Here is a 25,655-nt window from a genome sequence, read left to right on the forward strand (position 1 = left end):
CAATGCAATGACGCTGGGGCCGAACGCAATGATTCGTTGCAATCGATGGCCGCGAAGGCAACAATGGCGTCATGCCAGGAGGAAGGTTGACCCAACGAGACCGTCAGCGCATCGCAGCCGGCCTCACAGAAGGACTCGCCTATGCCGAGATCGCCAGGCGGCTCGACCGGCCGACCTCGACGATCACCCGGGAGGTCGGCCGCAACGGCGGCCCCGGCGGCTACCGGCCCGAGCAAGCGCACCGGGCGGCTGAGCGCCGGGCGCGGCGCGGCACACCGACTCCCCTATCCACAGCCGGGCCGTCGGACGGCAACGCGGGCGAGGTGGGAGACGAGATGATCGAGATGGTGGTCCGGATGGGGCTGCCGAAGATGATGGCGCGTGTGCTCCTCAGCCTGTGGCTGAGCGAGGACGGCAGGCTCACCGTGGCCGAGCTGACGCGCAGGCTGAAGGTCAGCCCGGCCTCGGTCTCCATGGCCGTGGGCTACCTGATCCAGCAGGGGGTGATCAGGCGCGAGCGCGATCCGCAGCGACGTCGCGACATCTACGTGGTCGACGACGACACCTGGTACCACTCGATGGTGATCAGCTCGCAGCAGTCGCTCGAGGCGGCGGCGGCCGCGAAGACGGCGGCGGAGACGATCGGGCTCGACACACCCGTGGGGCGCCGGCTGGCCAAGGGCGGGGCGTTCCTGGAGCGGATCAGCCTGGACACGCTGGAGTCGGCCAAGCGTTGGCGCGGCTTGCTGTCGTGATCGGCCCAGCGGATTGATCGCAACTTGACGGCTTGGAGCGCAGGCGTCCGGCATCGGCCCAGTCACCAGCTCCACGTACGCATCGGGGTCGTGCGGGAACCCGGGTCCCGTCTAGATCGTCTCCCCTTGAGATCGGTAGTCTGCGGCCGAGGAGGCATAAATGGGACTCGCGCCACAGAGTCATTCGTGGCAGTGGGGCCAGGCGCAGGCCCGGCTGAAGAGCAAAGCGGTCACAGAGGCGGCCCCGCTCCTCGTTTTCGGCGTCGCAACCGCGATCTTGCTGGGATTCTCCTGGCCTGCGCTGTTATGGGGCCTGGGGTTGGCCGTCCTGGCCATACTGGCGCCGGCCTTGTTGGTCCTCCTGCCCGGGAGGCTGTCATCGGATCTGTCAGACCCCAGCCTTGCCGGCCCCGCGACCACGGTTTTGAACCTGAGGGCCGGCATCCTCATTGAGCTCGCTCGCCTGGGCGTGGTCACGCTCCAGGGCGTACAGCCCTCGCGATGCTGTCTGGTTGGGGCTCGGCGTTCAGCTTCTCAACGTGCTGCTCGCCCTCGCGTTGTACGGCGGAAGAGTGATCCTTCGCCCGTCTCCGCTCGACCAGGAGCAGGCCAGGGCGGGCCGTTCGGAGCCACACTCTTACGAGCACGGCGTACTCGGGTTCGGCCGGAACACGCTGGTGCAGGTGGGACTATCGCTGCTACTGGCGTTGAGCCCGTGGCTGGCCCTTGTCACCGTACCCGTGGGCGCCTTCTGGGAGGCGCTGATAAGCAAAGATCGAACAAGCCCGAGCACGCGCGCCCGCTAACTGCGCAATTCCAGCGAAGGCACATCGGCTTCCGATCACCGCACTGGCCTCGGGCTTTCGCCTGGGCAATAGATGATCTGGCGTTTATAGAGGCTAGAAGCAGTCTTTCCGGGGGGTGCGTCCCGAGGCCTCGATCTCGACGGTCTTACTCTTGGAACTGCCGGGAGCCGTGAGGATCATCGCGATGTGCAGCTTCTTGCCGGTGCCGCTGCCGCTGCCGCAGACCGAGCGTGCCTGCTTGGTGAGGTGGTGGAAGCGATAGATGACCTTCTTCCAGTTTTTCTTCGGTGTCATCACCATCCACTCCTCACCGTCAGTCTTCTCGTTCTGGCAGTGGCTGACTCCCTGGCAGGGGTGGGAGTACTGCTTGACGGACGCCTCGGCGGGGTGGGTCAGCAGCGCTCCCGTGACTGCCGCGGCCACCAGGCCCAGAGCAAAGGTCTTCATCATGTGCATTTAAATGTTCGCTGCAACCTCAAGGTTCACAGCTCTCTAGGCTTAGAGCTCGCGCGGATTGGCGGCTTGGTCAGGGGAAGTGGCACAGAGGCTGGGGCCTTAAGATCATCGGGTTGCTGCTGGCTTCGCGACGGGCGGCGCCGATCCGGCATGGTGCCGCCCGTCCCCGCAGCTTGCCCGTGGTCAGACCAAGACGGTGCCACCGTCGACGATGACGACCGAGCCGGTGCTGAAGCCGCCGCGCATCAGGTAGAGGTAGGTCTCCGCGATGTCGTCGGGCTCGCCCACTCGTCCGGCAGGGAGCGTCTCTGCCATGGCCTTGTACATGGCGTCGCGGTCCGCTTCGGGCATGTCACTCCACAGGTCGGTGCGGACGACACCGGGTGAGACGACGTTCACCCGGATCGGTGCGAGCTCGACGGCGAGGGCTCTGGTGAGCGCCTCCATGGCGCCGCACAAGCTCGCCGCCGCGGTGAAGCCCTTGTGCGGCCGGCGGCCGGCGACTCCCGTGGTCAGCACGATCGAACCGCCCTCTCGGATCGCGGGGCTGCCGTACTTGACCGCCGTGTACGCCCCCCACAGGCGGATGTCTAGGAACCGGCGGGCCCGCTCGACGCTGGCCACAGCGAGTTCCTCGACCAAGAGCGTCTCACCGGCGGTGAAGACCAAGTGATCGAAGGCGCCGATCCGGTGGAAGACGTCACGGACCTGCTCCTCGCTGGTCACGTCGAGCACGTGGCCTTCGGCGTCTTCGGGCAGCCGAGCGAGCGCCCCGTCGACACTGGCCCGCCTGCGGGAGGCGACAACGACCTGCGCACCCTCGCGTGCGGCGGCCTCAGCAGTCGCCAGCCCGATACCCGACGTTCCGCCCACCAGCACGATCCGCTTTCCGATCAAGCTCATGTCAGCTCCCCTATGACTCGATTGCCCATGACCCGGATGAGGTCCGGCGCAATCAAGGGTGCGGCCCGACTGACCTGACTGTCCAAGACCTCTTCGCCCCGCGGCGATACCCTCAAGACATCGCCATCGAGTGACGGGAGGTCGACGATGGACGTGGATCTGCGGAAGATGCGTTATTTCGTGGCCGTCGCCGAGCGGCTGCACTTCAGCCGCGCGGCCGAGGATCTGCACATCGCCCAGCCAGTACTGAGCCGGCAGATCCGGTCCCTGGAGCACGACCTGGACGCGCAGTTGTTCGTCCGTGACAGCCACGGCGTCTCCCTGACCGAGGCGGGCCGACAGCTCCTCGACGACGCACGGAACCTGCTCACCGCCGCCGAGGCCACCCGCCGGCGGGTCCGCCGTGCCGCCCGCGGACCGCGTCGCCTCGCTGTCGGGTTCCGCACCGGGATCGTTGTCACGTCGGCGGTGCGGGCGTTTACCGCCGAGTACCCCGACGTCACCGTCGACGTACGGCACATCGAATGGGACGACCAGGCCGACGTGATCCTCGACGGAACGGTGGACATCGCCTACATACGGCCGCCCATCGCCCAGACAGGACTGAAGTTGTCCCCGTTGTACACCGAAGCCCGGCTGGCCACGCTCCGCGCGGACCATCCGCTGGCGGGGAAGGAGTCCCTGGCCGCCGCCGACCTCGCCGGTGAAACGCACATTCGCTACCTCGATATCGGCGCGTCCGGAACCCCAATCCGCACCGTGGAAGAGAAATTCGAGCACATCGCGGCCGGGCACGGAATCATGTTCCTTCCGGCGTCCATCGCCGCCTACTACACCCGCCCCGACATCGCCTACGTTCCCGTCACCGACATAGAACCCGACCAGGTCAACCTCGCCTGGGACGCGGCCCGCCGCTCACCACTGATAACTGCGTTTTCCCGCGCCGCCCGCGCCAACGCCCACTATCCGGGGCGGTTCACCGACACCTGACGCACCGGGCCGATCTATGTCCGCTCCTTCGCCAGTTCGCTGCGCGGGGCCGCTCGGGCACCGCTTTGTCCGAGGAGTTGTGTTCTCGTGCTGCTCACCTTATGTCCGGGCGCGGCCCGAGCACTAAAGCTTGCACTGGAATGCTGATCTTCAGCGGCGCCGGTGTGGGCGGTCGTCCCAGCGATGGGTGGTCCAGGACCGGCGAATCAAACTACGTACGGCGATCGCATCATACGAGCACCCGAACCGCAGCACCTGGATCAGCTTGTCGAACACAAGCCGGTCGGCGATCCGCCGACGGTGACAGCCCAGCGGATGCGAGGCGGCGTAGGTCTGCCGGTCGGGCAGGAGGGCTTCGAACTGAACCCACAGCGGTTCGAGAAGCCAAGATGGCAGGACAGGCACGGACGACCTCGTTCTGATTACCGAGCGCATGCACCTCGATGATCTTGAGGCTCCGTGCTTCTGTTACTTCCCGCCCCACCCCAACGGCCTATCCGCGCGGCCTCTTACTCGCCATCGCTCGGCGCTCAGTTGACCACGTCGACTGGCGAGCAACCCGGTGAACCTTTCCGGTCGCCGCACTATCTGGAGGGCGCTCGTCTCCGCACTGTCAGCCGGACGTCGGCGCGACGTGCGAGTCCTGGGTGGAGCCGGTTAGGCCACCACTTGGCGGCCGCGCTGCCAGACGGCGGAGACGAGCGGGACGCCCGGTCGATAGGCCAGGTGAATGTGGGAGGGAGCGTCCAGCAGCATCAGGTCGGCGCGCGCACCCACCACAATCCGGCCGACGTCGTCGCGCCGCAGCGCCCGCGCTCCACCCAGTGTCGCCGCCCATACCGCCTCGTCGGGAGTCATGCCCATCTCCCGGACCGCCAGGGCGACACAGAACGGCATGCTGGTGGTGAAGCTGGACCCGGGGTTGCAGTCGGTCGACAGTGCCACCGTCACGCCCGCGTCCAGAAGGCGACGGGCGTCCGGGTAAGGGGCTCTGGTGGAGAACTCAGCCCCCGGCAGCAGAGTCGCGACCGTAGTCCCGGAGGCAAGGGCGTCCACATCCGCGTCGGTGAGGTGGGTGCAATGGTCGGCGGAGGCGGCGTTCAGTTCGACGGCGAGTTGGACGCCTGGTCCGTAGCTGAGCTGGTTGGCGTGGATCCTGGGCACGAGGCCACGCGTCATGCCACTCTCCAGTACGGCCCGCGCCTGGTCCCCGTCGAAGGCCCCTCGCTCGCAGAAGACGTCCACCCATCGAGCATGGGGAGCGCAAGCGTCCAGCATCCCGCCGGTCACCAGCTCCACGTACGCATCGGGGTCGTGCTCGGCCGGTACGACGTGCGCGCCGAGGTAGGTCACCTCGTCGGTGTGCTCTGCGGCGATGCGTAGCAGGCGGGCCTCGTCCTCGACGGTAAGGCCGTAGCCTGACTTGCACTCGATGACCGTGGTGCCCTGGCGCAGTGCCTCGCGCACCAGGCGGGCTACCCCGGCCGACAGCTCCTCATCGCTCGCCGCGCGGGTGGCCGCCACGGTCGTGCGGATCCCGCCTGCGGTGTAGGGCAGGCCGCGCATCCGCGCGTCGAACTCGGCTGTACGGTCACCCGCGAAGACCAGGTGGGCATGGGAGTCGACGAAGCCGGGGAGCAGGGCTCGGCCGTCGGCGTCGTACATCCGATCCGCCGCCGGAGCCCGCGAAGCCGGCCCCACCCAGGCGATCTCCTCACCGGAGACGCCCGAGCCGCCGGAGATGACGACGGCGGCGTCCGTGATGAGCCCGAGCGGGCCCTCACCCAGCAGGGGGTCGTTGGTGACCAGCGTGGAGATCCCGGTGATCAGGAGGCTTCCCATCGTGCCACCAACCGTGTGAGTCATGTCGCCAACCGCGCGAGAGCCTGCCGCAGCGCGCCTGCGACGTCGGGAACGAGCTGGTGGACGCCGCGCCGAACGATCACTCGGCCGCCCGCGACGACGTCGCTGACGTCAGCGGAGGTGGCCGCGAAGACGGCGGTCTCCAGACCGTGCGGCGGGCCCGCAGTCCGGACGGAGTCGAGGCCTGCAGTCCGGACGGAGCCGAGGGACGCGGTCCGGACCGAGTCGAGGGAGACCGTGACGAGGTCGGCGAGCGCGCCGACTTTCAGTGTGCCCGCCTCCGGCCAGCCCAGGGACGCGTGGCCGTCGGCGGTGGCGGCACGCAGGAGCGCGTCCGCCGTCCAGTGACCACGACGACGGGTGCGCAGCCGCTCGTTCAGCTCCATTGCCCGAGCCTCCTCGAACAGGTCGATGACGGCCTGGCTGTCGCTGCCGAGCGACAGCGGCGATCCCGCGGCCTGCACCTCAAGAGCGGGTCCGATGCCGTCGGCGAGATCGCGTTCGGTCGTGGGGCACATGCACACCGTGGTGGCGGAGTCGCCGAGCAGCGCGATGTCCTGCGGGGTCAAGTGTGTGGCGTGTACGGCGGTGGTACGCGGCCCGAGCAGCCCGTGGTCGGCGAGCAGGCGCGTGGGCGTGACGCCGTATGCCGCCAGGCAGCCCTCGTTCTCGGCGGGCTGCTCTGACACGTGCGCGTGGATCGGTGCGGCATGCCGCTGCGCCACCCAAGCGCCGACCACCCCGAGCTGGTCGGCCGGAACGGCTCGGACCGAGTGGACGGCCGCGCCGACGCGGGCGTGCTCGCGCTCCTTCAGCCCGCTAACCCGCTCGGCCCATGCCTCGCCTGAGCCGTCGCTGAACCTGAGCTGGGTCTCGTCCGGTGGAGCGCCGAACCCCGACGAGAGGTAGCAGGCGTCGAGCAGGGTGATCCGGATGCCGGCCTGGGCGGCGGCCTCGATGAGCGCCTCGCCCATCGCGTTCGGGTCGTCGTAGGCGACGCCTCCGGGCGCGTGGTGAAGGTAGTGGAACTCGCCGACGCAGGTAATCCCCGCGAGGGCCATCTCGGCGTAGACCCCCCGCGCCAGCTCCAGGTACTCGTCGGGGGTGAGAGCCGCCGCGACCCGGTACATGGTCTCGCGCCAGGTCCAGAAGGTGCCGCCGCCGAGCTGCGTGGCTCCGCGCAACGCCCGGTGGAAGGCGTGCGAATGGGCGTTGGCCAGCCCCGGAATGACCAGGCCGTCCAGGACGACGGCGTCGCCGGGAGCGCTACCCGCTTGGAGGGAGGCGATACGGCCCCCCGAAACCTCGATGAGCACGCCGGACTCCAACGCGCCGGTCCACGCGTACCTCGCCCAGAATCGGCCGTTCACAGCAGGTCCTCCAGGACGCTGGCCAAAGCAGCGACCCCGGCGAGGCAGTCGGTCTCCTCGGCATGTTCGGCCGGGGAGTGCGAGACACCGGTCGGGTTCCGTACGAAGAGCATGGCCGTGGGAACGGCAGAAGCGAGAATGCCCGCATCGTGCCCCGCCCCGGTCGGCAGAACGGGAACCCCGCCAAGCCGAGCGGCCAGACGGTCCCTGAGCGACCGGTCGAATTCGACCACCGGGGTGAACGACTCGCGGGTGACCTCCGCCCCCGACTGGTGAATGATCTCTTTCACCAGCATGTCGAGAGTGGCGGAGTCAGCGGCCCGCGAGTCCAGCCAAGCAGTCACACGGGAGGCGATGGCGTTGGTGCCGTTGGGCTCGACGGAGATCTTCCCGAAGGTGGCGAGCGCCCCGGCGAGCCTCGCCTGCTCGCGAGCGTTCAGGACCGTGGCGGCGTAGGCCAGCATCGGGTCGCGACGGTCCTCTAGACGGGTGGTGCCCGCATGGTTGGCCTCTCCGTGGAAGTCGAAGCGCCACCGGCCGTGCGGCCAGATCGCCGACGCGACGCCGACGGGGGCGTCGCCCAGGTTCCGACCCTGCTCGACGTGGAGTTCGACGTAAGCGCCGATACGCGCGAGCCGTTCGTCATCACGACCGATCGCGGCGGGGTCGTGCCCCGCACGCTCCATCGCGTCGCCGAGCAGGACGCCGTCCTGGTCCCTGAGAGACCGCGCGTGACCCGGCTCCAGAACCCCCGCCATCAACCGGGACCCGACACAGGCCACGCCGAACCTTGCACCCTCCTCGTCACCGAAGTTGACGATCGCGAGCGGGCGGCGGCCGCCACCAGCGGTGCCCCGATCCCGGAGCGCGTCCAGGGCCGCGAACGCCGACACGACGCCGAGCGGCCCGTCATACGCTCCCCCGTCAGGCACCGAGTCCAAATGGGAGCCAGTGACGATGGCGTCCCCCGCCGAGGGGTCGCCGAACCAAGCCCACTGGTTGCCGTTCCGGTCGACCTCGTAGGTCAGACCCCGCTTCAGCGCCTGCTCCCTGAACCAGGCCCGGCATTCGCCGTCGGCCGCGTTCCACGCATGGCGGCGATATCCGCCGGTCGCGTCATACCGACCGACGGGCAGGAGCTCGCGCCACATCCCCCGGAAATTGCCCTCAACCTGCGAAGGATCGATCACGCGTCGTCGCCCTCACGCATCGGGATCCGTACGCCGCGCTCCTGGGCGACCTCCGTGGCCCGGTCGTAGCCGGCGTCGACGTGCCGGATGACGCCCATGCCCGGGTCGTTGGTGAGCACCCGGCGGATCTTCTCGCCCGCGAGCGCGGTGCCGTCGGCGACCGTGACCTGCCCGGCGTGGATGGAACGGCCGATGCCGACGCCTCCGCCGTGGTGGATGGAGACCCATGACGCGCCGGAGGCCACGTTCACCATGGCGTTCAGCAGCGGCCAGTCGGCGATGGCGTCGGAGCCGTCGAGCATGGCCTCGGTCTCCCGGTACGGCGAGGCGACGCTACCGCAGTCGAGGTGGTCACGGCCGATGGCCAGCGGGGCGGAGATCTCGCCACGGGCCACCATGTCGTTGAACCGGTCGCCGGCCTTGTCCCGCTCGCCGTACCCGAGCCAGCAGATGCGCGCGGGCAGGCCCTGGAAGTGGACCCGCTCCCCCGCCAACCGGATCCAGCGGGCCAGCGACTCGTTCTCCGGGAACAGGTCCAGGATCGCCTGGTCCGTCTTGGCGATGTCCTGGGCGTCGCCCGACAGCGCCGCCCAGCGGAACGGCCCCTTGCCCTCGCTGAACAGCGGCCTGATGTAGGCGGGCACGAAGCCGGGGAAGTCGAAGGCCCGCGCATAACCAGCCAGCTGGGCCTCACCCCGGATCGAGTTGCCGTAGTCGAACACCTCGGCCCCGGCGTCCTGGAAGCCGACCATCGCCTCGACGTGCTTGGCCATCGACTCCCGAGCCCTGGTCGTGAAGCCCTCGGGGTCCTTGTCCGACTCGGCGGTCATGTCCTCGAACGCCACACCGATCGGCAGGTACATCAGCGGGTCGTGCGCCGACGTCTGGTCCGTGACGATGTCGATCTCCGCGCCACGCGCGAGCAGCTCCGGTACGGCCTGCGCCGCGTTGGCGACCACGCCGATGGACAGCGGCCGGCGCGCGTCACGGGCCTCGTAGGCCAGCCGCAGCGCCTCGTCCAGCGACGACGCCTTGACGTCGAGATAGCGGTGCTCGATGCGCCGGTCCACGGAACGCGGGTCGCAGTCGACGCAGATGGCCACCCCGCCGTTCATGGTGACGGCCAGCGGCTGGGCGCCGCCCATGCCGCCCAGGCCGGCGGTCAGGGTGATCGTCCCGGCCAGCGAGCCGCCGAACTTCTTGGCGGCCACGGCCGAGAACGTCTCGTAGGTGCCCTGGAGGATCCCCTGGGTGCCGATGTAGATCCAGGAGCCGGCCGTCATCTGCCCGTACATGGTCAGGCCGAGCTGCTCCAGCCGCCGGAACTCCGGCCACGTGGCCCAGTCTCCGACCAGGTTGGAGTTGGCGATGAGGACGCGCGGCGCCCATTCGTGTGTCTCCATCACGCCCACGGGACGGCCCGACTGCACGAGCAGTGTCTCGTCGGCCTTCAGCGTGCCGAGTGTGCGGACGATCGCGTCGTAGGAGCGCCAGTCACGGGCCGCCTTGCCGGTGCCGCCGTACACGACGAGCTTGTCGGGATGCTCGGCGACCTCGGGGTCGAGGTTGTTCATGAGCATCCGCAGGGCGGCTTCCTGCTGCCATCCCTGGGTGTTGAGCGTCGTGCCACGTGGAGCCCGAACCGGGCGCGGACCGCTGCTCTGGTCCATGTTCCTGACCTCCCCAACTGCATAACTATTCATGCATGTCTATCTTGAATAAATACATTCAGTCAATAGCTAGTCCGTGAACAGGCCGCGCGAGGCCGCCGACTGCTCGAACGCCTCCAGGCGGGCCTGCGCGCCCGGGATCTCGTCGACCATGGTCTCCAGCAGGACCCGGCCGAGCATCATGGGCGCGCAGGCCGTGTCGAAGATCAGTTCCGTGCCGACCGGCGCGGGCAGAGCCACGTCGGACAGGTCCGCCGACGGCGCGAAGGCGTTGTCGGCGATGGTGACCACGCTCAGCCCCGCCTTCTTGGCGGCGGACAGGCCGTCCATCAGCTCGGCGGGGTAGCGGGGCAAGGCGAAGCAGAGCAGGGCGCTCGCCCCGGCGTCGGCCGCCTGCTCAATCCGGTCGGCGAGCATGGAACCGCCCTCGTTGAGCAGACGCACGTCGGGGTGGACCTTGGCGGCGAAGTAGGCCCAGCCCGCGGCCTGCGCGGCGGCCGCGCGCAGGCCGAGCACGAGCAGCGGCCGGGAGGGGGCCAGCAGCCGGGCGGCCTTGACGATCGCCGTCATGTCCGACAGCGAGCCGGCCAGGTGCTGCAGGTTGGCGATCTCGGTGCGTACCGCCCGCTGGGTCTCGCTCAGGACCGCGCCCTCGCTCGTCTCGCCCCGGCCCGCCGAGTCGGGCAGGCCGAGCTCGCGGATCTGCTTACGCAGCGCGGGGTAGCCGTCGTACCCGAGGGTCATCGCGAACCGGGTCACCGACGGCTGGCTCACCCCCGCGAGCTCGGCGATCTCCACGCTGGACAGGAAGGCCGCCTGCCCGGCGTGCTGCACCAGGCAATGCGCGATCCGCCGCTGGGCGGGGGTCAGCCGATGCCCCTCGAACAGGCGCAGCAAGCGAGCCTCCGGCGCGACATCGTCGGTGTTCATGACTCTCCAGGGGTTACAGATCGGCCAGTGCGTCGAGGAGACCGGCAGCCGCCGAGACGTCCGCTGTTAGCGGCCGGTCCTCCATCGATAGCTCAAGATTGTCGTCCACCAGCGCGTACGCGCGGCCTACCGGCAAGTCCCAGGCCGCCTTCACGCTGTTCGAGTCAAGCTGACGCAGGGCACGGACGGCGGCGACGAGCTCGCAGCCGAGCACCAGCCGGAACGCCTCGACGGTCCGCAGCACCTGGCGGGCGGCCTGCGAGGCGAAACTCGCGGCCTCCTCCACGCTCCGCGACAGTACGGCATGGCCGGACGAGGCCGGAGTCGCCGCGTTCCGCAGCTCGGCGAGGGCGGCGTTCGCGCTGTATTCGAGGATGAGCACCCCGGATCCGGCCGACGCCCCATCAGCGAGGAACGGACGCAGCCCCGTGATGCCCGGCTCCGCCAGGGCCGCCAGCCGCGCCGCCGACAGCCGCGCCGTCGGCAGGAGCGCGAGAGACAGCTGGTCCAGCGCGAGGGCCACGTGAGCCGAGAAGAAACCCCCGTGATGGTACGACGCCGGCCGTCCGTTGGGGCCGTCCGCGCTGATCAGAGGGTTCTCCGCGCCCGCGTTGAGCTCGACGGCCAGCACCCGCTCCAGCGCGTCGGAAGCCTCCAAGGCCGGTCCATGGATCTGCGGAAAGCAGCGGAAGGCGTACGGGTCCTGGATGCGGCCGGTCGGTGGCGCGGGCCGATCCGGCGCGCCGACGAGCCGGCGGACCTCGGCGGCGGCACGGACGTTGCCCGGATGCGGGCGCGCGGCGTGCACCGGCTCGGCGAAGGCCTCCAGCGAGCCGTCGACGGCCAGCAGGGAGAGCGCGGCCACCACATGGGTGGCCCTGAGCAGGCGTTCCAGGCTGTGGCGGGCCAGCGACGCCTGTCCCAGGGTGAGGGCGTTGCTGCTGATCAGGGCCAGTGCGTCGCCGGTTTCGAGGCTGATCGGAGGTGGCGGGGTGGGACCGCCGTGCCAGGGGTGCTCTCCGGCGAGGGCCAGGCCGAGCTGGGACAGCGCGGCCAGATCGCCGGTGCCGACCGCGCCGTACTCGTTCACCGGCGGGTGCACTCCGGCCTGGAGCGCCACGGTGAGCCCGCGGACCACCTCGGGACGGAGCCCGGCGCTGCCCACCAGGAGCTGGTTGAGCCGGACGATCATCATCGCCCGGACCTGCCTGGCCGGCAGGAGTGCCCCTATCCCGCCCGCGTGGCTGCGCAGCAGGCGCAGACCGTGCAGGTCGAAGTCGGCGGGGTCGACGTCCAGGCTGCGGTTGGCGCCGACGCCGGTGCTGCGTCCGTAGACGCGCCCGGTGGCGACGAGGCCGGCGGCCCTGTGCCACGACCGTTCGACCTTGTCGTAGGCGAGCGGGGGCACCTCCACGCCGGCTCCGCCGTCGGCGATCAATGCGACCGTCTGGCTGTCGAGGCCATGTCCGTTGAGCTCGATCTGTGGGACGCCCACGCCTACGATTTGAGACGCCACGATCTTCAACTCCCCTTCACCTGCATAAAACCTACTATTGACACATCTTCATTCGTGCTTGAGTCTGCATGAATACATGCAGAGCGGCAAGGGTGGTGTCCATGATCCGATTCGAGTCAGTCACAAAGAGGTTCGCCAACGGCACGACAGCCGTGGACGACCTCTCCGTGGAGTTCCTCGAAGGAGGCATCACGGTGCTGGTCGGCTCCTCCGGTTGTGGCAAGACCACCACGCTCCGGATGATCAACCGGCTGGTCGATCCCACCTCCGGCACGGTCAGCCTGGGCGGGCGCGACGTACGAGAGCTGCCCGCGGCTCAGTTGCGGCGTGGCATCGGATACGTCATCCAGCAGGCGGGCCTGTTCCCGCACCGGACGATCCTGGACAACATCGCCACCGTGCCGACGCTGCTCGGCTGGGGCCGGCGCAAGGCCCGTGCCAGGGCCGCCGAGCTGCTCGAGGTCGTCGGCCTGACCGCCGAGTCCGGCAAACGCTATCCCCACCAGCTCTCCGGCGGCCAGCAACAGCGCGTGGGCGTCGCCCGCGCGCTGGCCGCCGACCCGCCCGTCCTGCTGATGGACGAGCCGTTCGGGGCGGTCGACCCGGTGGTCCGGACCCTGCTCCAGGACGAGCTGATCCGACTGCAGGCCGAGTTGCACAAGACCATCGTCTTCGTCACCCACGACATCGACGAAGCCGTACGGCTCGGCGACCGCATCGCGGTCTTCCGCACCGGCGGGCACATGGTCCAGTTCGCCCCGCCCGAGGAACTGCTCGCCCGGCCGGCCGATGACTTCGTCGCCGGATTCCTCGGGGCGGAACGCGGGCTGAAGCTGCTCTCCCTCATCTCGCTGCAGAATGTGCCGTACGAGCCGATCGCAGCGGTGAAGACCACGGACACGGCCGCGCGGGCGCGCGCGGAGGCGACAGGGCGGTGGCTGCTCGCGGTCTCCCCCGACGGCAAGCCCGCGGGCTGGCTGGACGTCCAGGCGCTCGACGGGTCGGATTCGATCGGGCAGGCGGCTCTCACCCCGGTGCGCGGCCTGACCGATTCCGACTCACTGCTCTCGGCGCTCAACGAGACCGTCTCCTCGCCCACCGGGATGGCGGTGCGGGTGGACGCGGCGGGCGTGCTGGTCGGGGCGTCCAGAGACGACGTCGTGCACGCTCATCAGCGGAGCCTCGCATGATCATCGAGTGGGGCTGGCTCACCACGCACACCGATGACCTGCTGGCGCTCACGCTGGACCACCTGGCGACGGCGGTCCCCGCCGTGCTGCTCGGCCTGCTGATCGCGCTGCCGCTCGCCGTGGTCGCCCAGCGGGTCCGTCCGCTGCGCGGACTCCTGCTCGGCATCTCCAACATCATGTTCACGGTGCCGTCGCTGGCCTTGTTCGTCCTGCTGCTGCCGATCACGGGGCTGACCAGGACGACCGCGATCGCCGGGCTGACCGTCTACACCCTGGTCGTCCTGCTCCGGAACACCGTCGAGGGGCTTGACAGCGTGCCCGCCAAGGTCCGGGAGGCCTCCCTCGCCATGGGTACGGGGCGGCTCGGCACCCTAGTTAAGGTCGAGTTCCCGCTCGCGCTACCGGTGATCATGGCTGGGGTACGGGTGGCCAGCGTCATGACCATCTCCCTGGTCAGCGTGGCCAGCTACATCGGGTACGGCGGCATCGGCCAGCTGTTCACCGACGGCTTCCAGCGCAGTTTCCCCACCCCCGTGCTCGCCGGAGTGGTCCTCACGCTGCTGCTCGCGCTGGCCGCCGACGCGGTGCTCGTCCTTGTGCAATGGCTCTGCACCCCCTGGATCCGCAAGGGAGCGCGCGCATGACGGATCTCTTGTCCCAGCTGGCCGCCTGGCTGACCTCCGCCGGCCAGTGGGCCGGTCCGGAGGGCATCGCCCAGCGGCTGCTTGAGCACGTGGAGTACTCCCTGCTCTCCACTCTCGTCGCCGCGCTGATCGCCCTGCCCATCGGGTTGTTCATCGGCCACACGGGCCGCGGCGCGTTCCTCGCCATCAACCTCGCGGGCTTCGGTCGTGCCCTCCCGACCGTGGGCATCGTCACCCTGGTCTTCCTGGTCAGCGGCCTGAGCATGACCCCGGTGTACATCTCCCTGGTCGCGCTGGCCATCCCGGCGATCGTGACCAACACCTACGCGGGCATGGCCGCGGTCGAGGCGGACATCAAGGACGCCGCCCGCGGCATGGGGATGACCGGGCTTCAGTCCCTGTGGCGGGTGGAGATCCCGCTCGCCGCTCCGCTGATCATGACAGGGGTGCGGCTGGCGACCGTACAGGTCATCGCTACCGCCACCATCGCGGCCTATGTCAGCTTCGGCGGTCTCGGCCGGTACATCTTCGACGGACTCGCCCAGCGCGACCTCACCCAGGTCATGGGCGGCGCCGTCCTCGTCGCGGCCCTCGCCGTACTCGTGGACCTCGTCCTCGCCGGAATCCACCGCATCATCTTCCGCCATCGCCTTACTTGATCTTGATGGAGCCTTCATGAATCGCCGGAACTTCGTCGCGGGCGCGCTCGCCCTCGCCGTACTCCCCGTGCTGGCCGCCTGCGGCGGCGGCACGACCAGCCTGAACACGCCGCCAGCCGCCACAGGGTCCGCCGCCGGGGCGGCGGACGCCACGATCGTGATCGGTACGGCCAACTTCTCCGAGAACCAGATCCTCGGCTACCTCTACGCTGACGTCCTCGAGGCCGCGGGCGTGAAGGCGACGGTCAAGCCCAACCTCGGCTCGCGGGAGATCGTCGTGCCCGCGCTGCAGAACGGCGACATCGACCTGCTGCCCGAATACCAGGGCAACCTCCTGCTGTACTTCGACCCCAAGGCCACCGCGAGCGACTCCGAAGCCCTGCAGCAGGCGCTCACCGCCAAGCTGCCGAAGGGGCTGTCGGTCCTGCCGCCCGCGGTCGCCGAGGACGCGGACGTCTTCACCGTCACCAAGGAGACCGCGACCAAGTACGGCCTCAGCACCCTCGCCGACCTGGCCAAGCACAACGGCCAGCTGGTCTTCGGCGGCCCCCCGGAGGTCAAGACCCGCCAGGTCGGCGTGGTCGGACTCAAGGACGTCTACGGTGTCGAGTTCAAGGGGTTCAAGTCCCTCGACGCCAGCGGCCCGCTGGTCAAGGGAGCCCTGAAGAGCGGCGGCGTCCAGATGGCGAACCTCTTCAGCACCGACGTGGACATCGCGAAGAACGGCTGGGTCGTACTGGCCGACCCGAAGCACCTCATCCCGGCCCAGCGCGTCGTCCCGCTGATCCGCACTGACAAAGCCACCGACACGGTCAAAACCGCCTTGGCCAAGCTGAACACCGCGCTGACCACCGAGGAGCTGAGCAAGCTCGACTCGCTCGTGGACAACGACCACAAGGACCCCGACGAGGTCGCCGCCGAGTGGGTCAAGGCACACGGCCTGTAGAGCTGATCCTCAATGGCCGGAGACCAGGGTCTTGAGCGCGATGATGGCCAGGCCGAGGATGAGGTTGGCGATTCCGGAGACGATGATGACGTTTCTGGAAGCGCCGATCTGGACCGCGGCCGTGACGGCCCAGCCGACCTGACTCGCCACCGCGACACACAGCGCCGCCCAAGCCGCCACCGTGTTGGACATGCCCAGCCCTGAGGCCAGGGCGGCGGCTATGGAGGGCGGGAACGAAGCCTGTGCCAGCGGCCATTCGCTCCTGGCGACCGCCCGCAGGTTTCCCCAGGTGAAGGGCCGGGCGGGATACCCGGAACCCACGACCTGGACGTAGACATGGGTGATCCAGAACACCACCCCCGTACAGATCAGGAGAATGACGAGATCCGCCGGGGTCGGTGGTCCGCCCTCCGCGGCAGAGCCGGCGACCACGGAAGCCGCCAGTAGCGACCCGTACACGGCACCCCCGGAGTGCACCCGCTCCGCTGCCGCACCCGTTTCACGCCCGTTCATGAGTGCAGTGTCCTTTGCGCCCGTCCGATCAGCCGATCGACGGGCGCTGGCATGTACAGACTTGGCGCAGTACTTCCCAGGATCTGCCGACAAGTCGATCACGCCGGCCCGGGAGAGGTGGCACCACCGAACAAAGGCTGGACGGCATCTATCAGGCAGCAGCTCTATGTGATGTCATGACTACTGTCTGTAATCGCCATGCACCGTCCCTCTACTCCCCCGAAGGAGAACAAGCATGCGCTTGAATCGTGCGGCCCTGATCGCCGGTGGCACCGCCCTGGCCACCGTCCTCCTGTCCGCCCACCCGGCAATGGCGGCTCCACCCGGTTCGCCGGGAGGCGGCTGCCTCGCCGAAGGGCAGATCGGCAGCTACCTCTCCAAGGAGGGCAGCGCGAAAGCCACCTTCTCCACCGGGTTCCTCAACGAGCTGAAGAGGGCCGGAATCAAGTTCGAGACGCTGGACCCGATCGAGCTGGTCGACGGCGGCACCGCCGCCTGGATGCCCATCGGCGAACGGTACGACAACATCGAGACGCCCAGCGGGCGGGTCTGCTACCCCGGCGGGTTCCGCTTCAGCAACGACGAGACGGGCGCGACGTACGAGATCGACACCTTCTGGGTGCTGTTCGCGGCCATGGGTGACAGCAAGTTCTTCGCCACACCCATCGTCAACGGGCACCCCCGGCCCGGTGGTGAGCTGACCATGGTGAACTTCAGCGTCCCGCAGGCGCTGGCCCCCGGCAATTTCGTCCCGCACAACGGAGGCGTCGGCCCGCTCAAGGTCATCCTGTCCATGGATCGGGGCTGGGCCTCGGACCTCAACAAGGAACTCGGCACCAAGTTCTCCGGCGGCATGCACTGGGCCGATCTGGACATCGCCTGGCAGGGCCCGCCCAGCCGGCCCGTCAAGTCCGGCTCCTCGCTCGGCATGCTCGGGCTCAAGGTCATCAGCGACGCCATCCGGGGCCAGGGCGGCTCCGGGCTGCCCCTGCCGAAGCCAGGAGGTTTGTTCTAAGCGCGTTCATGGATCGCCGCCGACAACATTGGCGAGCTTTTGAAGATTCCTTTACAGAGAGTGATATGACAACTACTTTGAGTGAGTCACTGCACGTCAGAGGCACTGCGATGCCTCTCATCGACGAAAGGTCATGCTGTGCGTGCTCTTGTTCGTCTCGCTCAAACGATCGTGATCGGCGCCGTGGTTTTCGCCGCCGCGCCGGTCTCCGCCGCCCATGCCGGCGCACCGTCCATCCCACCGCCCAGCGCTTCTTGTTTCCGGTTTCCGTACTTCGGCCCCAAGGGACACGCGAACTTCGACTTCGGCTCCGACATCGTCAAACTCTTCAATGAGCGCGGCGTGCAGGTGGAGGGCATCGCGCCCATCGAGGCCAAGCCCGGTAACAAGGGCATCTATATGCCCATCGGCTGGAAACAGGACCACATCGACCCGTGCAACGGCGTCTACTACCCCGGCGGCTTCATCCTCAATGACGTCAAGAGCGGACACAAGATCGCCATCCACGACATCTACCTGCGTGCCGACGGGACACACACCCAGGTGGAGATCGACGGGAAGCCTCAGGGCGAGCAGCTCGTGGCCACGTACAAGCTGCACGAGTTCGCCTGGAACGTGCCCACGCCGCGCCCACTCGAGGGCGGTATCGGACCCAAGTACTGGCCTTTCTACGTCAGCGCGTACCTCAGCCGGACGGTCAAGGACCTGACCGGCATCTCGCTGAACGAGGGCGACTACCTGGCCAACCTCGACGCGGTCGTCCAGTACGTGCCGTAGGCGACGCCCCCTGACCTGAGCTCCACCGGGCCGTGCCCCGGGGCACGGCCCGGTACTCGCGAATCGAGAGACAGATGCAACTGACCAGCGCTCGGAGCCGGTGGACGTGGATCGCCGGCGCCTCCGTCGCCGTCCTGACGGCCACGGTGCTCCTCGGTCCCACGATGCGGCCGAGCACGGCGAGCAGCCACTGGGACGCCCCCGCCACCACCCTCAACAAGCAGATCGACGCCACCGACCTGTACGCCTTCACCAGCCCGGAACGGCAGGACACGGTCACGATCGTGGCCAACTACATCCCTTTCCAGGCTCCGTACAAGCCGTACCAGTTCGACACCGACGCCCGCTATGAGGTGCACGTCGACAACACCGGTACCGGCAAGGCCGCGATCACCTACCGATGGACCTTCACCAACAAGGGCCTGCCGGTGCCCTCCCTCATCCGCAAGCGCGAGCACAAAGCCGGCCCGCTGGACTCCCTGGTCGAGCAGAGCTACACACTGACCAGGCTGCGCGACGGCAAGTCGGAGACCCTGGTCCGCGACGGGTACGCCGCCCCCACCGACATGGGCGTCCTGGTCACTCCCAACTACCCGGCGCTGCGCCGCAAGGCCGTCATCGACCTGCCCGGCGGGGGCAAGGTGTTCACCGGCACCACCGCCGACCCGTTCTACTCCGACAACCGCGCCGTCAACCTGCTCAGGTTCGGGCTCCCGTTCTTCCCCGTCAAGACCGGCGTGCCGCTGAACGTCAGCTCCCTGGCCCTGCAGCTCCCCAAGTCGGAGCTGGCCTTCGGCGGTGACCCGGCCCGCAACCCGGTCATCGGCGTCTGGACCACCGCCTCCCGTAAGTCGAGCGGCCTGCTCGGCTCGGGCTCGGCCGACTACAGGCAGGTCTCCCGGCTGGGTAACCCCAACTTCAACGAAGTGATCATCCCGCTCAAGCAGCGCGACCACTTCAACACCCTGCGGCCGGACGGTGACGAGAGCGGCAACCTCGTCGTGCCGGCCACCCTCGACCCCGACCAGGCCACGGTCGTCGCCAAGCAGGCGAATGTCACGGCACCTCCGGCCCCGCGCAAGGACCTGGAGCAGATCTACCTCACCGGCCTCACCAAGCGGGCGGACGGGCCGATCAAGCAGGATCTCAACTCCCACCTGCTCAACCAGGACGCCTCGCGCGTCGCCAAGGCGGAGGAACTGCGGCTCAACATGAGTACGCCCGTCGCCACCGCACCCGACAAGTACGGCATCCTCAAGGGCGACGCCCAGGGCTACCCCAACGGCCGCCGCCTCATAGACGACGTCGTGACCGTCAACCTGCGGATGCTCCTGGGCGAACCCGCGGGCCGGGGCGCGCCGGGCCTCATCGCCGAGGACAACCCGGCGTTCCTGCTCAAGCCCATCACCGGCAGCTTCCCCTACCTGGCGCTGCCCGTCACCGCCACCGGCTGAACCCAGATGAGTAGCGTACGGCGACTGCTGCCCCTGCTGGGATGTGTGCTGCTGGGCTGCGTCCTGCTGACCCTGTACACCCCCGGCGGACTCCTGCGCCGGGACGAGCCCCCTCACGCACCAGCGGGCTGGTCACCGTACGACCTGGCCGGATCGATCGAGGCCGCCCAGACGCGCCTGCGCCGTCAGCCCGACGACGCGGCGGTCTGGGCGAGCCTCGGCGGCATGTACCTGGAGCAGGCCCGCCGCACCACGGACACCGCCTACTACGCCAAGGCCCAGGGCGCGTTCGAACGTTCACTGCGCCTGCCCACGGGCGACGGGCAGCCGTACATCGACGCCGTGATCGGCATGGGCGCGCTGGCCAACGCCCGGCACGACTTCGCCGGCGCGGTGCACTGGGCCGAGCGCGCCCGCGAGGAGGCGCCGTTCCGCTGGGCTCTGTACGGCGTGCTCACCGACGCCCACCTCGAACTCGGCCAGTACGAACAGGCCGAAACCGCGCTGCGCCGCATGCTCGACGGCCGCCCCGACCTCGCCTCCTTCACCAGGGCCGCCCGTCTGGAACACCTGCGCGGCAGGCCCGGCCCCGCCCGCGAGGTGCTGCGCCGCGCCTGCGCGATCCCCGGCGACGCCGCCGAGTATGCCTTCTGCCAATGGCAACTAGGCGAGCTCTCCTGGAACAACGGCGACCCTCGAACCGCACTCACCGCCTACGCCCAGGCGCTGGCCGCCGACCCCGAACACGTCGCGTCGCGGGCCGGCAAGGCGCGCGCGGAGGCCGCGCTCGGCCACACCGACCAGGCCCTGCGCGACTATGCCACCGCCGTCGCGCGCTCCCCGTCGTTCGTCGTCGAGTACGGGGAACTGCTCGAACACCTCGGCGACGGGGACGGGGCCAGGCGGCAGTACGCCGTCTTCACCGCCCAGCACAGGCTGCTGGCCGCGAACGGAACCGTCGACAACCTGGCCATGGGCATGTTCGAGGCGAACCACGGCGACGCGGAGGCCGCGGTCCGGCACCTGCGGGCGGAATGGAAACGACGCCGGAGCGTCGAGGTCGCAGACGCGCTCGGGTGGGCACTGCACCAGGCCGAGCGCCATGCCGAGGCCGCCACCTACGCCGCCCGGGCTGACGCGCTCGGCGGGCGCAACGCGCTTTTCGCCTATCACCGGGGCGAGATCGAGCACGCGCTCGGACACACCGCCGCCGCCCGCGCCCACCTGAGCAGAGCGCTGTCCATCAACCCGCACTTCTCCCCGGCCGGGGCGACGCGGGCGCGGGCACTGCTCGCGGAGATGCCATGATCACGGCACTCGTCGCCGCCGCGGTGCTGGCGGCGCATCCACTGGGGAACTTCAGCATCAACCACTACGACGGGCTGACGATCCACCGCGACAGGATCGAGCACCTCGCCATCGTGGACCTCGCCGAGATCCCCACCCTGCAACAGCCGCCGACCGGCCCCGCGGACACCCACGCCCGTCGCACCTGCGCCGAGTTGCGGGACGCCGTCCGCGCGCAGGCCGGAGGGCGGCTGCTGACCTGGCGCGTCACCGACGCCTCCTTCGCCTACCGGCCGGGCGTCGCGGGGCTGCGCACCAGCAGGCTCACGTGCCGCCTGACCGCGCCGCTCCGCGTTGACCGGCCGCTCGTCCTCACCTTCGCCAACGGCTACCGTGTCGACACCGTGGGCTGGCGGGAGATCACGGCCAAGGGGAACGGCGTGCGCCTGCGCGACTCCAACGTCCCTGCGCGAAGTGTGTCGGGCGAGCTACGCGACTACCCCGCCGACCTGCTCAGCTCACCGCTCGACGTACGCCAGGCGCGCCTGACGGCGGAACCGGGCGAGGGCGGTTCCGGCGCGCCGGCGGAGGTGCCGGGTGTGGACGCTGTCACCCGCTACACCGGCCTGCTGGCCGGCCGGCTCAACACACTGATCGGCGCCGACCGGCTGACCGTGCCGCTCGGGCTGCTGGCCTTGCTGTTGTCGCTGGCGCTGGGTGCCGTGCACGCGGCGATGCCCGGCCATGGCAAAACCGTCATGGCCGCCTACCTCGCCGGACGGCGACGACGGTTGCGGGACGCCGTCACCGTCGCGGCCACGGTCACCGCCACCCATACAGCGGGCGTGCTGGCTCTGGGGATGCTGGTCACGGCCGCCAGCGCGATCGCCGGTGAGGTGGTGCTGAGCTGGCTCGGCGTGGCGAGCGGACTCCTCATCGCCATGATCGGCGCCGGTCTGCTCTGCTCCGCCTTCCGTAGCCGGACCCGCCACGGTCATGGGCACGGACACAATCATGGGCACGGGTACCGGAGGGGGGCGGGTGGGGTCGTGGCGCTGGCTGTGGCCGGTGGGCTGGTGCCCAGCCCGTCCGCCCTGGTGGTCCTGCTCGGCGCGATGGCACTGGGACGCACCGCGTTCGGCGTCCTGACCGTGGTGTGCTACGGACTCGGCATGGCGGTCACGCTACTGATTACCGCGCTCGCCCTGCGCGGGCTGGGCGACCTCACCCTCGGAGGGCGGATGCAGCGATTGCGCCCGTACAGCGCCGCCATGACGGCCACACTCGTCCTGCTCGTGGGCACGGGTGTCACTTTGCGCGCGGTGGCCGCTCTCGTATAAAACCTCCGGCGGTCAATAGTCGGTAGGAGGCGAGATGAAGGAGGCCGGTGGCTTCCAGCGCTGGCTGCCGAATCGGGCCAGGGCCTCCACCAGCTCGGTCCGCTGCTTCTCGGTCATCGGGCCGAGGACGCAGACGGCGACCCTCTCACGAACGATGAATGAGCCGGGGTGGGGCGAGAACCACCCCGCCGGCCGCATCTGCTTCGAGTGGGGCGCGTCGGCCGTGAACCGTATGTGGAGTCCGGCGTACCGGTACCACGATGACGAGCTCCTGATCTCCTCGATGTTGACGGCCTTCATCTGGTCCCAGCCGAACTCGCGCCTCCCCGTGTTGCCGGTGGTCACGATGCACTCCGGACCGATATGCAGTGACCACGCGGGTGCCCGCTGGCTCAGGGCCGTGTGCCTCAGCTCCCGGAACGTGTTCACGACTGCGCCGACAACGCATCCAAGGGCGCCCAAGGCGGCAAGGATCCCTGACACGAAGGGGATCATCCAGGGATTATCCGAGTTGGCCGGCCCCGGCGCGTGGACGTGTGGCAGCGAGAAGTAGATGCCCAGCGCTGCCCCCAGCAACAGGATCACCGCCCAGAAGAACCAGTAATAACCTGGCTTGCCGAGTCTGGCCGCATAGGCGGATGCCGGCTCCTCGCCTGTCCAGGACATCTCGAACGCACCATGTGGTTCGGGCAGCCGCCTCGTGGGGGCCGCGGTCTTCGTACCCGACGGTGGAGGCGGCACGACCGGGCCGGACGCGCCCACGTCCTGGGTCATCCGCAGGCGTCCGATGCGCTCGTGGACCTCAAGCGCTGACTTGGGACGGTGCTCGGGGTCGCGATCCAGCAGCTCGGCGACGAGAGCCGTCAGAGCCGGCGGCAGATCCGGGCGGAGCGAGTCGACTCTTGGCGCCTCCTCGTCCAGCTTGCGTCGCATGATCGCCAGACTGTTGTGTCCGGTCAGCGGTGGTCGGCCGGTGAGCATGGCGAACAGCACAGCGCCGAGCGCGTACAGGTCCGAGCGCGCGTCCCCGCGTTCGGTGAGGAACTGTTCGGGCGCACCGTACTCCGGAGTGCCGGCCGGAGACAGCTGGGAGGATCCCGCCAAGGTGAACGCGGTCTGGACGAACCCTGCGATCCCGAAGTCGACGACCTTCACCTGTCCGTCAGGGGTGAGCATCACGTTGTGCGGCTTGATGTCGTAGTGGATGACGCCGGCGTGGTGCGCGGCAATCAGCGCTGTGCAGATCCCGTCGGCGATCTCCAGCGCCCGGGCGGCATCCATGGGGGCCTCGTCACGGATGTGCCGCGTGAGCGGAGCACCCTCGACCTTCTCCATCACGAGGAAGAGCACGTCCTCGTGGACGCCGCGGTCGTGGAGGGCGACCACGTTCGGGTGGTTGATCTGCGCGGCGGCCACCGCCTCGCGTTCGAAGCGTTCGGGCAGGTCCGGTAAGGCCGCGTCGGCGAGGACGAGCAGCTTGAGCGCGACGTCGCGGCGTAAGGTGCGGTCCCGCCCGGCCCATACCTCGCCCATGCCACCGCGGCCGAGGCGCTCGGCCAGCTCGTACCGGCCCGCGATCATCTCACCGCGTTGCATCCCACCTCCGATGACGCTGGCATGTCAGAAAGCAGGATACGGCCGGTAAGGGCCGCTGACACAAGTTGTGGATCTCCCGATGATGGGCCCGTCCGGCTCCCTCGCGACCCGCTCTCACTACCGTGCGTGACAGTGCTGTTGTCCGCCCGACCCCACTGAGGTGTACGGCGTCCGCGCGCACGGTTGAGGGGTTCCAGCAGCATGATGTGCTGGTTTGACTGGGTATCAGGCGTTCTGCCGAGAAATGGAGACGGCCATCGCGTCATCCTCGAGAACATGACCTGGACCGATGGAGGCGATGGCCGCACACAGAGTGTGACGCCCTACGCGAAGGATCGGTCTCCTGACCGTCGATCGGCGATCCTGCGTACGCGCAGCCCGCGAAACAGGGAAAATAGAGTCCGCGAAACAGGGAAAACTTGGCCCGCGAAACAGGGAAAACCGGGCTCCGCACAGTCTATTTGCAGGTGGGGGCGATATGGATCTTCTTCCTCGGCTCGCGGCCGACTCTCTCAAAGAGCTTCTCGCGGAGCTCAGGGTCGTGATCATCAACGGGCCGCGCCAGTCTGGCAAGACAACGCTGCTCCAGTCCTGCCGACGGTTCGGCGAAGCCACGTTCACCACCCTCGACGATCCTTCAGAGCTCGCCATCGCCAAGGACGATCCGCGCACCTTCGTACGCAGACGGCCCCAACCGGTGATCATCGACGAGATTCAACGAGCCGGCGATCCGCTGATTCTGGCCATCAAGCAGGTAGTCGACGAGGACTGGTCTCCAGGCCAGTTCGTGCTATCGAGGTCGACCCGCTTTCTCAGCATCCCCACGTTGTCGGAGTCGCTCGCGGGCCGGGTGGCCTTCGTGGACCTGTGGCCCTTCGCGGTCAGCGAGCGAGTGGGTGACGCGGGCAGATTCTGCGATCAGGCGTTCATCGACCCGGGGGGCTTCACTGGTCGCCAGTCGGCATGGACGCGCGAAGACTACATCCACCTCATCAACCAGGGCAGCTATCCGGAAGTCCTGCGCCTGAAGTCACCAGTGGCGATTCGGGCGTGGTTCCGCGGCTACCTGGACACCGTGATCTCGCGCGACATCCGCGAGTTCGCCCATGTCAACAAGGCCCAGGCGATGCCCGACCTGATCGCTCTGGTCGCGGCCCGAGCAGGCGGCCAGGTCGTCCTCGCCCATATCGCCGAAGGTCTGGGGCTGGACGTCGCAACCGTGCGTACGTATCTGGCCTACTTGGAAACCGTGTTCCTGGTCGCTCCGGCGCCCGCATGGTCCAACAACCTGAGCTCACGGGTGACTCACGCGCCCAAGAGCTATGTGACCGACAGCGGACTGGCCGCCCATCTCATGGATGTGGATGCGGAGTCGCTCCTTGCCCCTGGTCATCCCGCCCTCGGCGGACTACTGGAGACCTTCGTCTTCGCAGAGCTTCTCAAGCTGTCGACCTTCGCCCGCCGACATGTCACCGTGCGGCACTATCGGGACAGGGAGAAGCGCGAAATCGACTTCATCCTCGAACGCCGCGACGGCACTGTGATAGGCATCGAGGTCAAGGCGTCGGCCACGCCCAAGAGCGAGGACGCCAAGCACCTGCGCTGGCTGAGAGACAAGCTCGGCGACAGGTTCCGTGCCGGGTATGTCCTGCACCTCGGTGCGACCAACCTCCCCTCAGGGGATCGAATCTTCTTTTCGCCACTGTCGATCCTGTGGAATCACATCGGACCGGATACGGTCACGCCGAGTCTGCCGTCCCGCCGCTAGCCAAAAGCTAGGCAGGG

23 protein-coding genes and 1 pseudogene are annotated in these 25,655 nt (G+C 68.8%); 13 read left to right on the forward strand and 11 right to left on the reverse strand.

All coding sequences use genetic code 11. The annotated features are described in order from the left end of the window. Window positions 1-86 precede the first annotated feature (86 nt). Both ACGFNP_RS35065 and ACGFNP_RS35070 read left to right on the forward strand, forming a co-directional pair. Window positions 87-755, forward strand: coding sequence for a MarR family transcriptional regulator (locus ACGFNP_RS35065; RefSeq protein WP_393325977.1), 669 nt, complete (start codon window positions 87-89; stop codon window positions 753-755). Window positions 756-1,267: 512 nt separating this feature from the next. Continuing rightward, on the forward strand, window positions 1,268-1,561 hold the full coding sequence (locus ACGFNP_RS35070; RefSeq protein ID WP_393325980.1) for a hypothetical protein: 294 nt from the start codon (window positions 1,268-1,270) through the stop codon (window positions 1,559-1,561). A gap of 93 nt (window positions 1,562-1,654) precedes the next feature. Here the strand turns inward: ACGFNP_RS35070 and ACGFNP_RS35075 are convergent, their stop codons facing one another. Together ACGFNP_RS35075 and ACGFNP_RS35080 are read right to left on the reverse strand one after the other, a co-directional pair. Beyond that, window positions 1,655-2,008 carry a hypothetical protein gene (locus ACGFNP_RS35075; protein ID WP_393325983.1) on the reverse strand — a complete coding sequence of 118 codons (354 nt, stop codon included), beginning with the start codon at window positions 2,006-2,008 and terminating at the stop codon, window positions 1,655-1,657. Window positions 2,009-2,200: 192 nt separating this feature from the next. Then, complete coding sequence (locus ACGFNP_RS35080; protein WP_358332056.1) at window positions 2,201-2,920, reverse strand: SDR family oxidoreductase; 720 nt, start codon at window positions 2,918-2,920, stop codon at window positions 2,201-2,203. Between the two features lie 147 nt (window positions 2,921-3,067). On the opposite strand from ACGFNP_RS35080, the gene ACGFNP_RS35085 reads away from it, so the two are divergent. Beyond that, the gene (locus ACGFNP_RS35085) at window positions 3,068-3,910 is read left to right on the forward strand and encodes a LysR substrate-binding domain-containing protein (protein ID WP_358332059.1); all 843 of its coding nucleotides are present in this window, start codon (window positions 3,068-3,070) and stop codon (window positions 3,908-3,910) included. Window positions 3,911-4,129: 219 nt separating this feature from the next. Here the strand turns inward: ACGFNP_RS35085 and ACGFNP_RS35090 are convergent. The 7 genes and pseudogenes from ACGFNP_RS35090 to ACGFNP_RS35120 form a co-directional block, all read right to left on the reverse strand. Next, window positions 4,130-4,315 (reverse strand): annotated as a pseudogene (locus tag ACGFNP_RS35090) (IS5/IS1182 family transposase); the annotation flags it as partial. A 252-nt stretch (window positions 4,316-4,567) separates the two neighbouring features. After that, the gene (gene hutI / locus ACGFNP_RS35095; RefSeq protein WP_358332062.1) at window positions 4,568-5,752 is read right to left on the reverse strand and encodes an imidazolonepropionase; all 1,185 of its coding nucleotides are present in this window, start codon (window positions 5,750-5,752) and stop codon (window positions 4,568-4,570) included. Window positions 5,753-5,772: 20 nt separating this feature from the next. Beyond that, window positions 5,773-7,143, reverse strand: a complete 1,371-nt coding sequence (locus ACGFNP_RS35100; protein WP_393325987.1) for a formimidoylglutamate deiminase — start codon at window positions 7,141-7,143, stop codon at window positions 5,773-5,775. Then, window positions 7,140-8,294, reverse strand: a complete 1,155-nt coding sequence (locus tag ACGFNP_RS35105; protein ID WP_393326279.1) for an allantoate amidohydrolase — start codon at window positions 8,292-8,294, stop codon at window positions 7,140-7,142. Before ACGFNP_RS35105 ends, ACGFNP_RS35100 begins: the two co-directional genes overlap by 4 nt. Window positions 8,295-8,329: 35 nt before the next feature. Further along, entirely contained in the window at window positions 8,330-10,003 is a 1,674-nt protein-coding gene (hutU, locus tag ACGFNP_RS35110) for a urocanate hydratase (RefSeq protein WP_393325990.1), read from the reverse strand. A 69-nt stretch (window positions 10,004-10,072) separates the two neighbouring features. Further along, complete coding sequence (locus ACGFNP_RS35115; protein WP_358332071.1) at window positions 10,073-10,933, reverse strand: MurR/RpiR family transcriptional regulator; 861 nt, start codon at window positions 10,931-10,933, stop codon at window positions 10,073-10,075. A gap of 13 nt (window positions 10,934-10,946) precedes the next feature. Continuing rightward, complete coding sequence (locus ACGFNP_RS35120; protein ID WP_393325994.1) at window positions 10,947-12,428, reverse strand: aromatic amino acid ammonia-lyase; 1,482 nt, start codon at window positions 12,426-12,428, stop codon at window positions 10,947-10,949. A 122-nt stretch (window positions 12,429-12,550) separates the two neighbouring features. Here ACGFNP_RS35120 and ACGFNP_RS35125 point away from each other — a divergent pair, with 122 nt between their 5' ends. From ACGFNP_RS35125 to ACGFNP_RS35140, 4 genes are read left to right on the forward strand one after another with little or no spacing between them, the layout of a single operon-like run. After that, window positions 12,551-13,639: an ATP-binding cassette domain-containing protein gene (locus ACGFNP_RS35125; protein ID WP_358332077.1), complete on the forward strand. Its 1,089-nt coding sequence runs from the start codon at window positions 12,551-12,553 to the stop codon at window positions 13,637-13,639. Continuing rightward, window positions 13,636-14,283, forward strand: a complete 648-nt coding sequence (locus ACGFNP_RS35130) for an ABC transporter permease (protein ID WP_393325997.1) — start codon at window positions 13,636-13,638, stop codon at window positions 14,281-14,283. The genes ACGFNP_RS35125 and ACGFNP_RS35130 overlap by 4 nt, the downstream gene beginning before the upstream one ends. Continuing rightward, on the forward strand, window positions 14,280-14,942 hold the full coding sequence (locus ACGFNP_RS35135; RefSeq protein WP_358332083.1) for an ABC transporter permease: 663 nt from the start codon (window positions 14,280-14,282) through the stop codon (window positions 14,940-14,942). The genes ACGFNP_RS35130 and ACGFNP_RS35135 overlap by 4 nt, the downstream gene beginning before the upstream one ends. Before the next feature lie 16 nt (window positions 14,943-14,958). Further along, window positions 14,959-15,888, forward strand: coding sequence for an ABC transporter substrate-binding protein (locus ACGFNP_RS35140; RefSeq protein ID WP_393326000.1), 930 nt, complete (start codon window positions 14,959-14,961; stop codon window positions 15,886-15,888). A gap of 9 nt (window positions 15,889-15,897) precedes the next feature. Here ACGFNP_RS35140 and ACGFNP_RS35145 read toward each other — a convergent pair whose 3' ends face one another. Continuing rightward, the gene (locus ACGFNP_RS35145) at window positions 15,898-16,401 is read right to left on the reverse strand and encodes a hypothetical protein (RefSeq protein ID WP_393326003.1); all 504 of its coding nucleotides are present in this window, start codon (window positions 16,399-16,401) and stop codon (window positions 15,898-15,900) included. A 235-nt stretch (window positions 16,402-16,636) separates the two neighbouring features. Here ACGFNP_RS35145 and ACGFNP_RS35150 point away from each other — a divergent pair, with 235 nt between their 5' ends. The 5 genes from ACGFNP_RS35150 to ACGFNP_RS35170 all read left to right on the forward strand — a co-directional run bounded on the left by ACGFNP_RS35150 (window position 16,637) and on the right by ACGFNP_RS35170 (window position 22,274). Beyond that, window positions 16,637-17,416 carry a hypothetical protein gene (locus tag ACGFNP_RS35150; RefSeq protein WP_393326005.1) on the forward strand — a complete coding sequence of 260 codons (780 nt, stop codon included), beginning with the start codon at window positions 16,637-16,639 and terminating at the stop codon, window positions 17,414-17,416. A 138-nt stretch (window positions 17,417-17,554) separates the two neighbouring features. Beyond that, a complete protein-coding gene (locus ACGFNP_RS35155) occupies window positions 17,555-18,193 on the forward strand; it encodes a hypothetical protein (protein ID WP_358332095.1) in 639 nt (212 codons plus the stop codon). Window positions 18,194-18,267: 74 nt separating this feature from the next. Further along, window positions 18,268-19,647: a DUF4331 domain-containing protein gene (locus tag ACGFNP_RS35160; protein WP_393326008.1), complete on the forward strand. Its 1,380-nt coding sequence runs from the start codon at window positions 18,268-18,270 to the stop codon at window positions 19,645-19,647. 6 nt (window positions 19,648-19,653) lie between these two features. Then, window positions 19,654-20,955: a tetratricopeptide repeat protein gene (locus ACGFNP_RS35165; RefSeq protein ID WP_393326011.1), complete on the forward strand. Its 1,302-nt coding sequence runs from the start codon at window positions 19,654-19,656 to the stop codon at window positions 20,953-20,955. After that, window positions 20,952-22,274, forward strand: coding sequence for a High-affinity nickel-transporter (locus tag ACGFNP_RS35170; RefSeq protein WP_393326013.1), 1,323 nt, complete (start codon window positions 20,952-20,954; stop codon window positions 22,272-22,274). The genes ACGFNP_RS35165 and ACGFNP_RS35170 overlap by 4 nt, the downstream gene beginning before the upstream one ends. A 12-nt stretch (window positions 22,275-22,286) precedes the next feature. Here the strand turns inward: ACGFNP_RS35170 and ACGFNP_RS35175 are convergent, their stop codons facing one another. After that, window positions 22,287-23,870, reverse strand: a complete 1,584-nt coding sequence (locus ACGFNP_RS35175; protein ID WP_393326016.1) for a serine/threonine-protein kinase — start codon at window positions 23,868-23,870, stop codon at window positions 22,287-22,289. A gap of 478 nt (window positions 23,871-24,348) precedes the next feature. On the opposite strand from ACGFNP_RS35175, the gene ACGFNP_RS35180 reads away from it, so the two are divergent. After that, on the forward strand, window positions 24,349-25,638 hold the full coding sequence (locus tag ACGFNP_RS35180; protein ID WP_393326019.1) for an ATP-binding protein: 1,290 nt from the start codon (window positions 24,349-24,351) through the stop codon (window positions 25,636-25,638). Window positions 25,639-25,655 lie beyond the last annotated feature (17 nt).

The organism is Nonomuraea sp. NPDC049269 (assembly GCF_043197155.1).
Taxonomy (GTDB): domain Bacteria; phylum Actinomycetota; class Actinomycetes; order Streptosporangiales; family Streptosporangiaceae; genus Nonomuraea.

Coding starts and splice junctions, on each gene's coding strand:
- ACGFNP_RS35075 (WP_393325983.1), bottom strand. CDS start 2,008: ATGAAGACCTTTGCTCTGGGCCTGGTGGCCGCGGCAGTCACGGGAGCG.
- hutU (WP_393325990.1), bottom strand. CDS start 10,003: ATGGACCAGAGCAGCGGTCCGCGCCCGGTTCGGGCTCCACGTGGCACG.
- ACGFNP_RS35130 (WP_393325997.1), top strand. CDS start 13,636: ATGATCATCGAGTGGGGCTGGCTCACCACGCACACCGATGACCTGCTG.
- ACGFNP_RS35150 (WP_393326005.1), top strand. CDS start 16,637: ATGCGCTTGAATCGTGCGGCCCTGATCGCCGGTGGCACCGCCCTGGCC.
- ACGFNP_RS35140 (WP_393326000.1), top strand. CDS start 14,959: ATGAATCGCCGGAACTTCGTCGCGGGCGCGCTCGCCCTCGCCGTACTC.
- ACGFNP_RS35105 (WP_393326279.1), bottom strand. CDS start 8,294: ATGTGGCGCGAGCTCCTGCCCGTCGGTCGGTATGACGCGACCGGCGGA.
- ACGFNP_RS35180 (WP_393326019.1), top strand. CDS start 24,349: ATGGATCTTCTTCCTCGGCTCGCGGCCGACTCTCTCAAAGAGCTTCTC.
- ACGFNP_RS35145 (WP_393326003.1), bottom strand. CDS start 16,401: ATGAACGGGCGTGAAACGGGTGCGGCAGCGGAGCGGGTGCACTCCGGG.
- ACGFNP_RS35170 (WP_393326013.1), top strand. CDS start 20,952: ATGATCACGGCACTCGTCGCCGCCGCGGTGCTGGCGGCGCATCCACTG.
- ACGFNP_RS35160 (WP_393326008.1), top strand. CDS start 18,268: ATGCAACTGACCAGCGCTCGGAGCCGGTGGACGTGGATCGCCGGCGCC.
- ACGFNP_RS35080 (WP_358332056.1), bottom strand. CDS start 2,920: ATGAGCTTGATCGGAAAGCGGATCGTGCTGGTGGGCGGAACGTCGGGT.
- ACGFNP_RS35125 (WP_358332077.1), top strand. CDS start 12,551: ATGATCCGATTCGAGTCAGTCACAAAGAGGTTCGCCAACGGCACGACA.
- ACGFNP_RS35115 (WP_358332071.1), bottom strand. CDS start 10,933: ATGAACACCGACGATGTCGCGCCGGAGGCTCGCTTGCTGCGCCTGTTC.
- ACGFNP_RS35165 (WP_393326011.1), top strand. CDS start 19,654: ATGAGTAGCGTACGGCGACTGCTGCCCCTGCTGGGATGTGTGCTGCTG.
- ACGFNP_RS35085 (WP_358332059.1), top strand. CDS start 3,068: ATGGACGTGGATCTGCGGAAGATGCGTTATTTCGTGGCCGTCGCCGAG.
- hutI (WP_358332062.1), bottom strand. CDS start 5,752: ATGGGAAGCCTCCTGATCACCGGGATCTCCACGCTGGTCACCAACGAC.
- ACGFNP_RS35175 (WP_393326016.1), bottom strand. CDS start 23,870: ATGCAACGCGGTGAGATGATCGCGGGCCGGTACGAGCTGGCCGAGCGC.
- ACGFNP_RS35135 (WP_358332083.1), top strand. CDS start 14,280: ATGACGGATCTCTTGTCCCAGCTGGCCGCCTGGCTGACCTCCGCCGGC.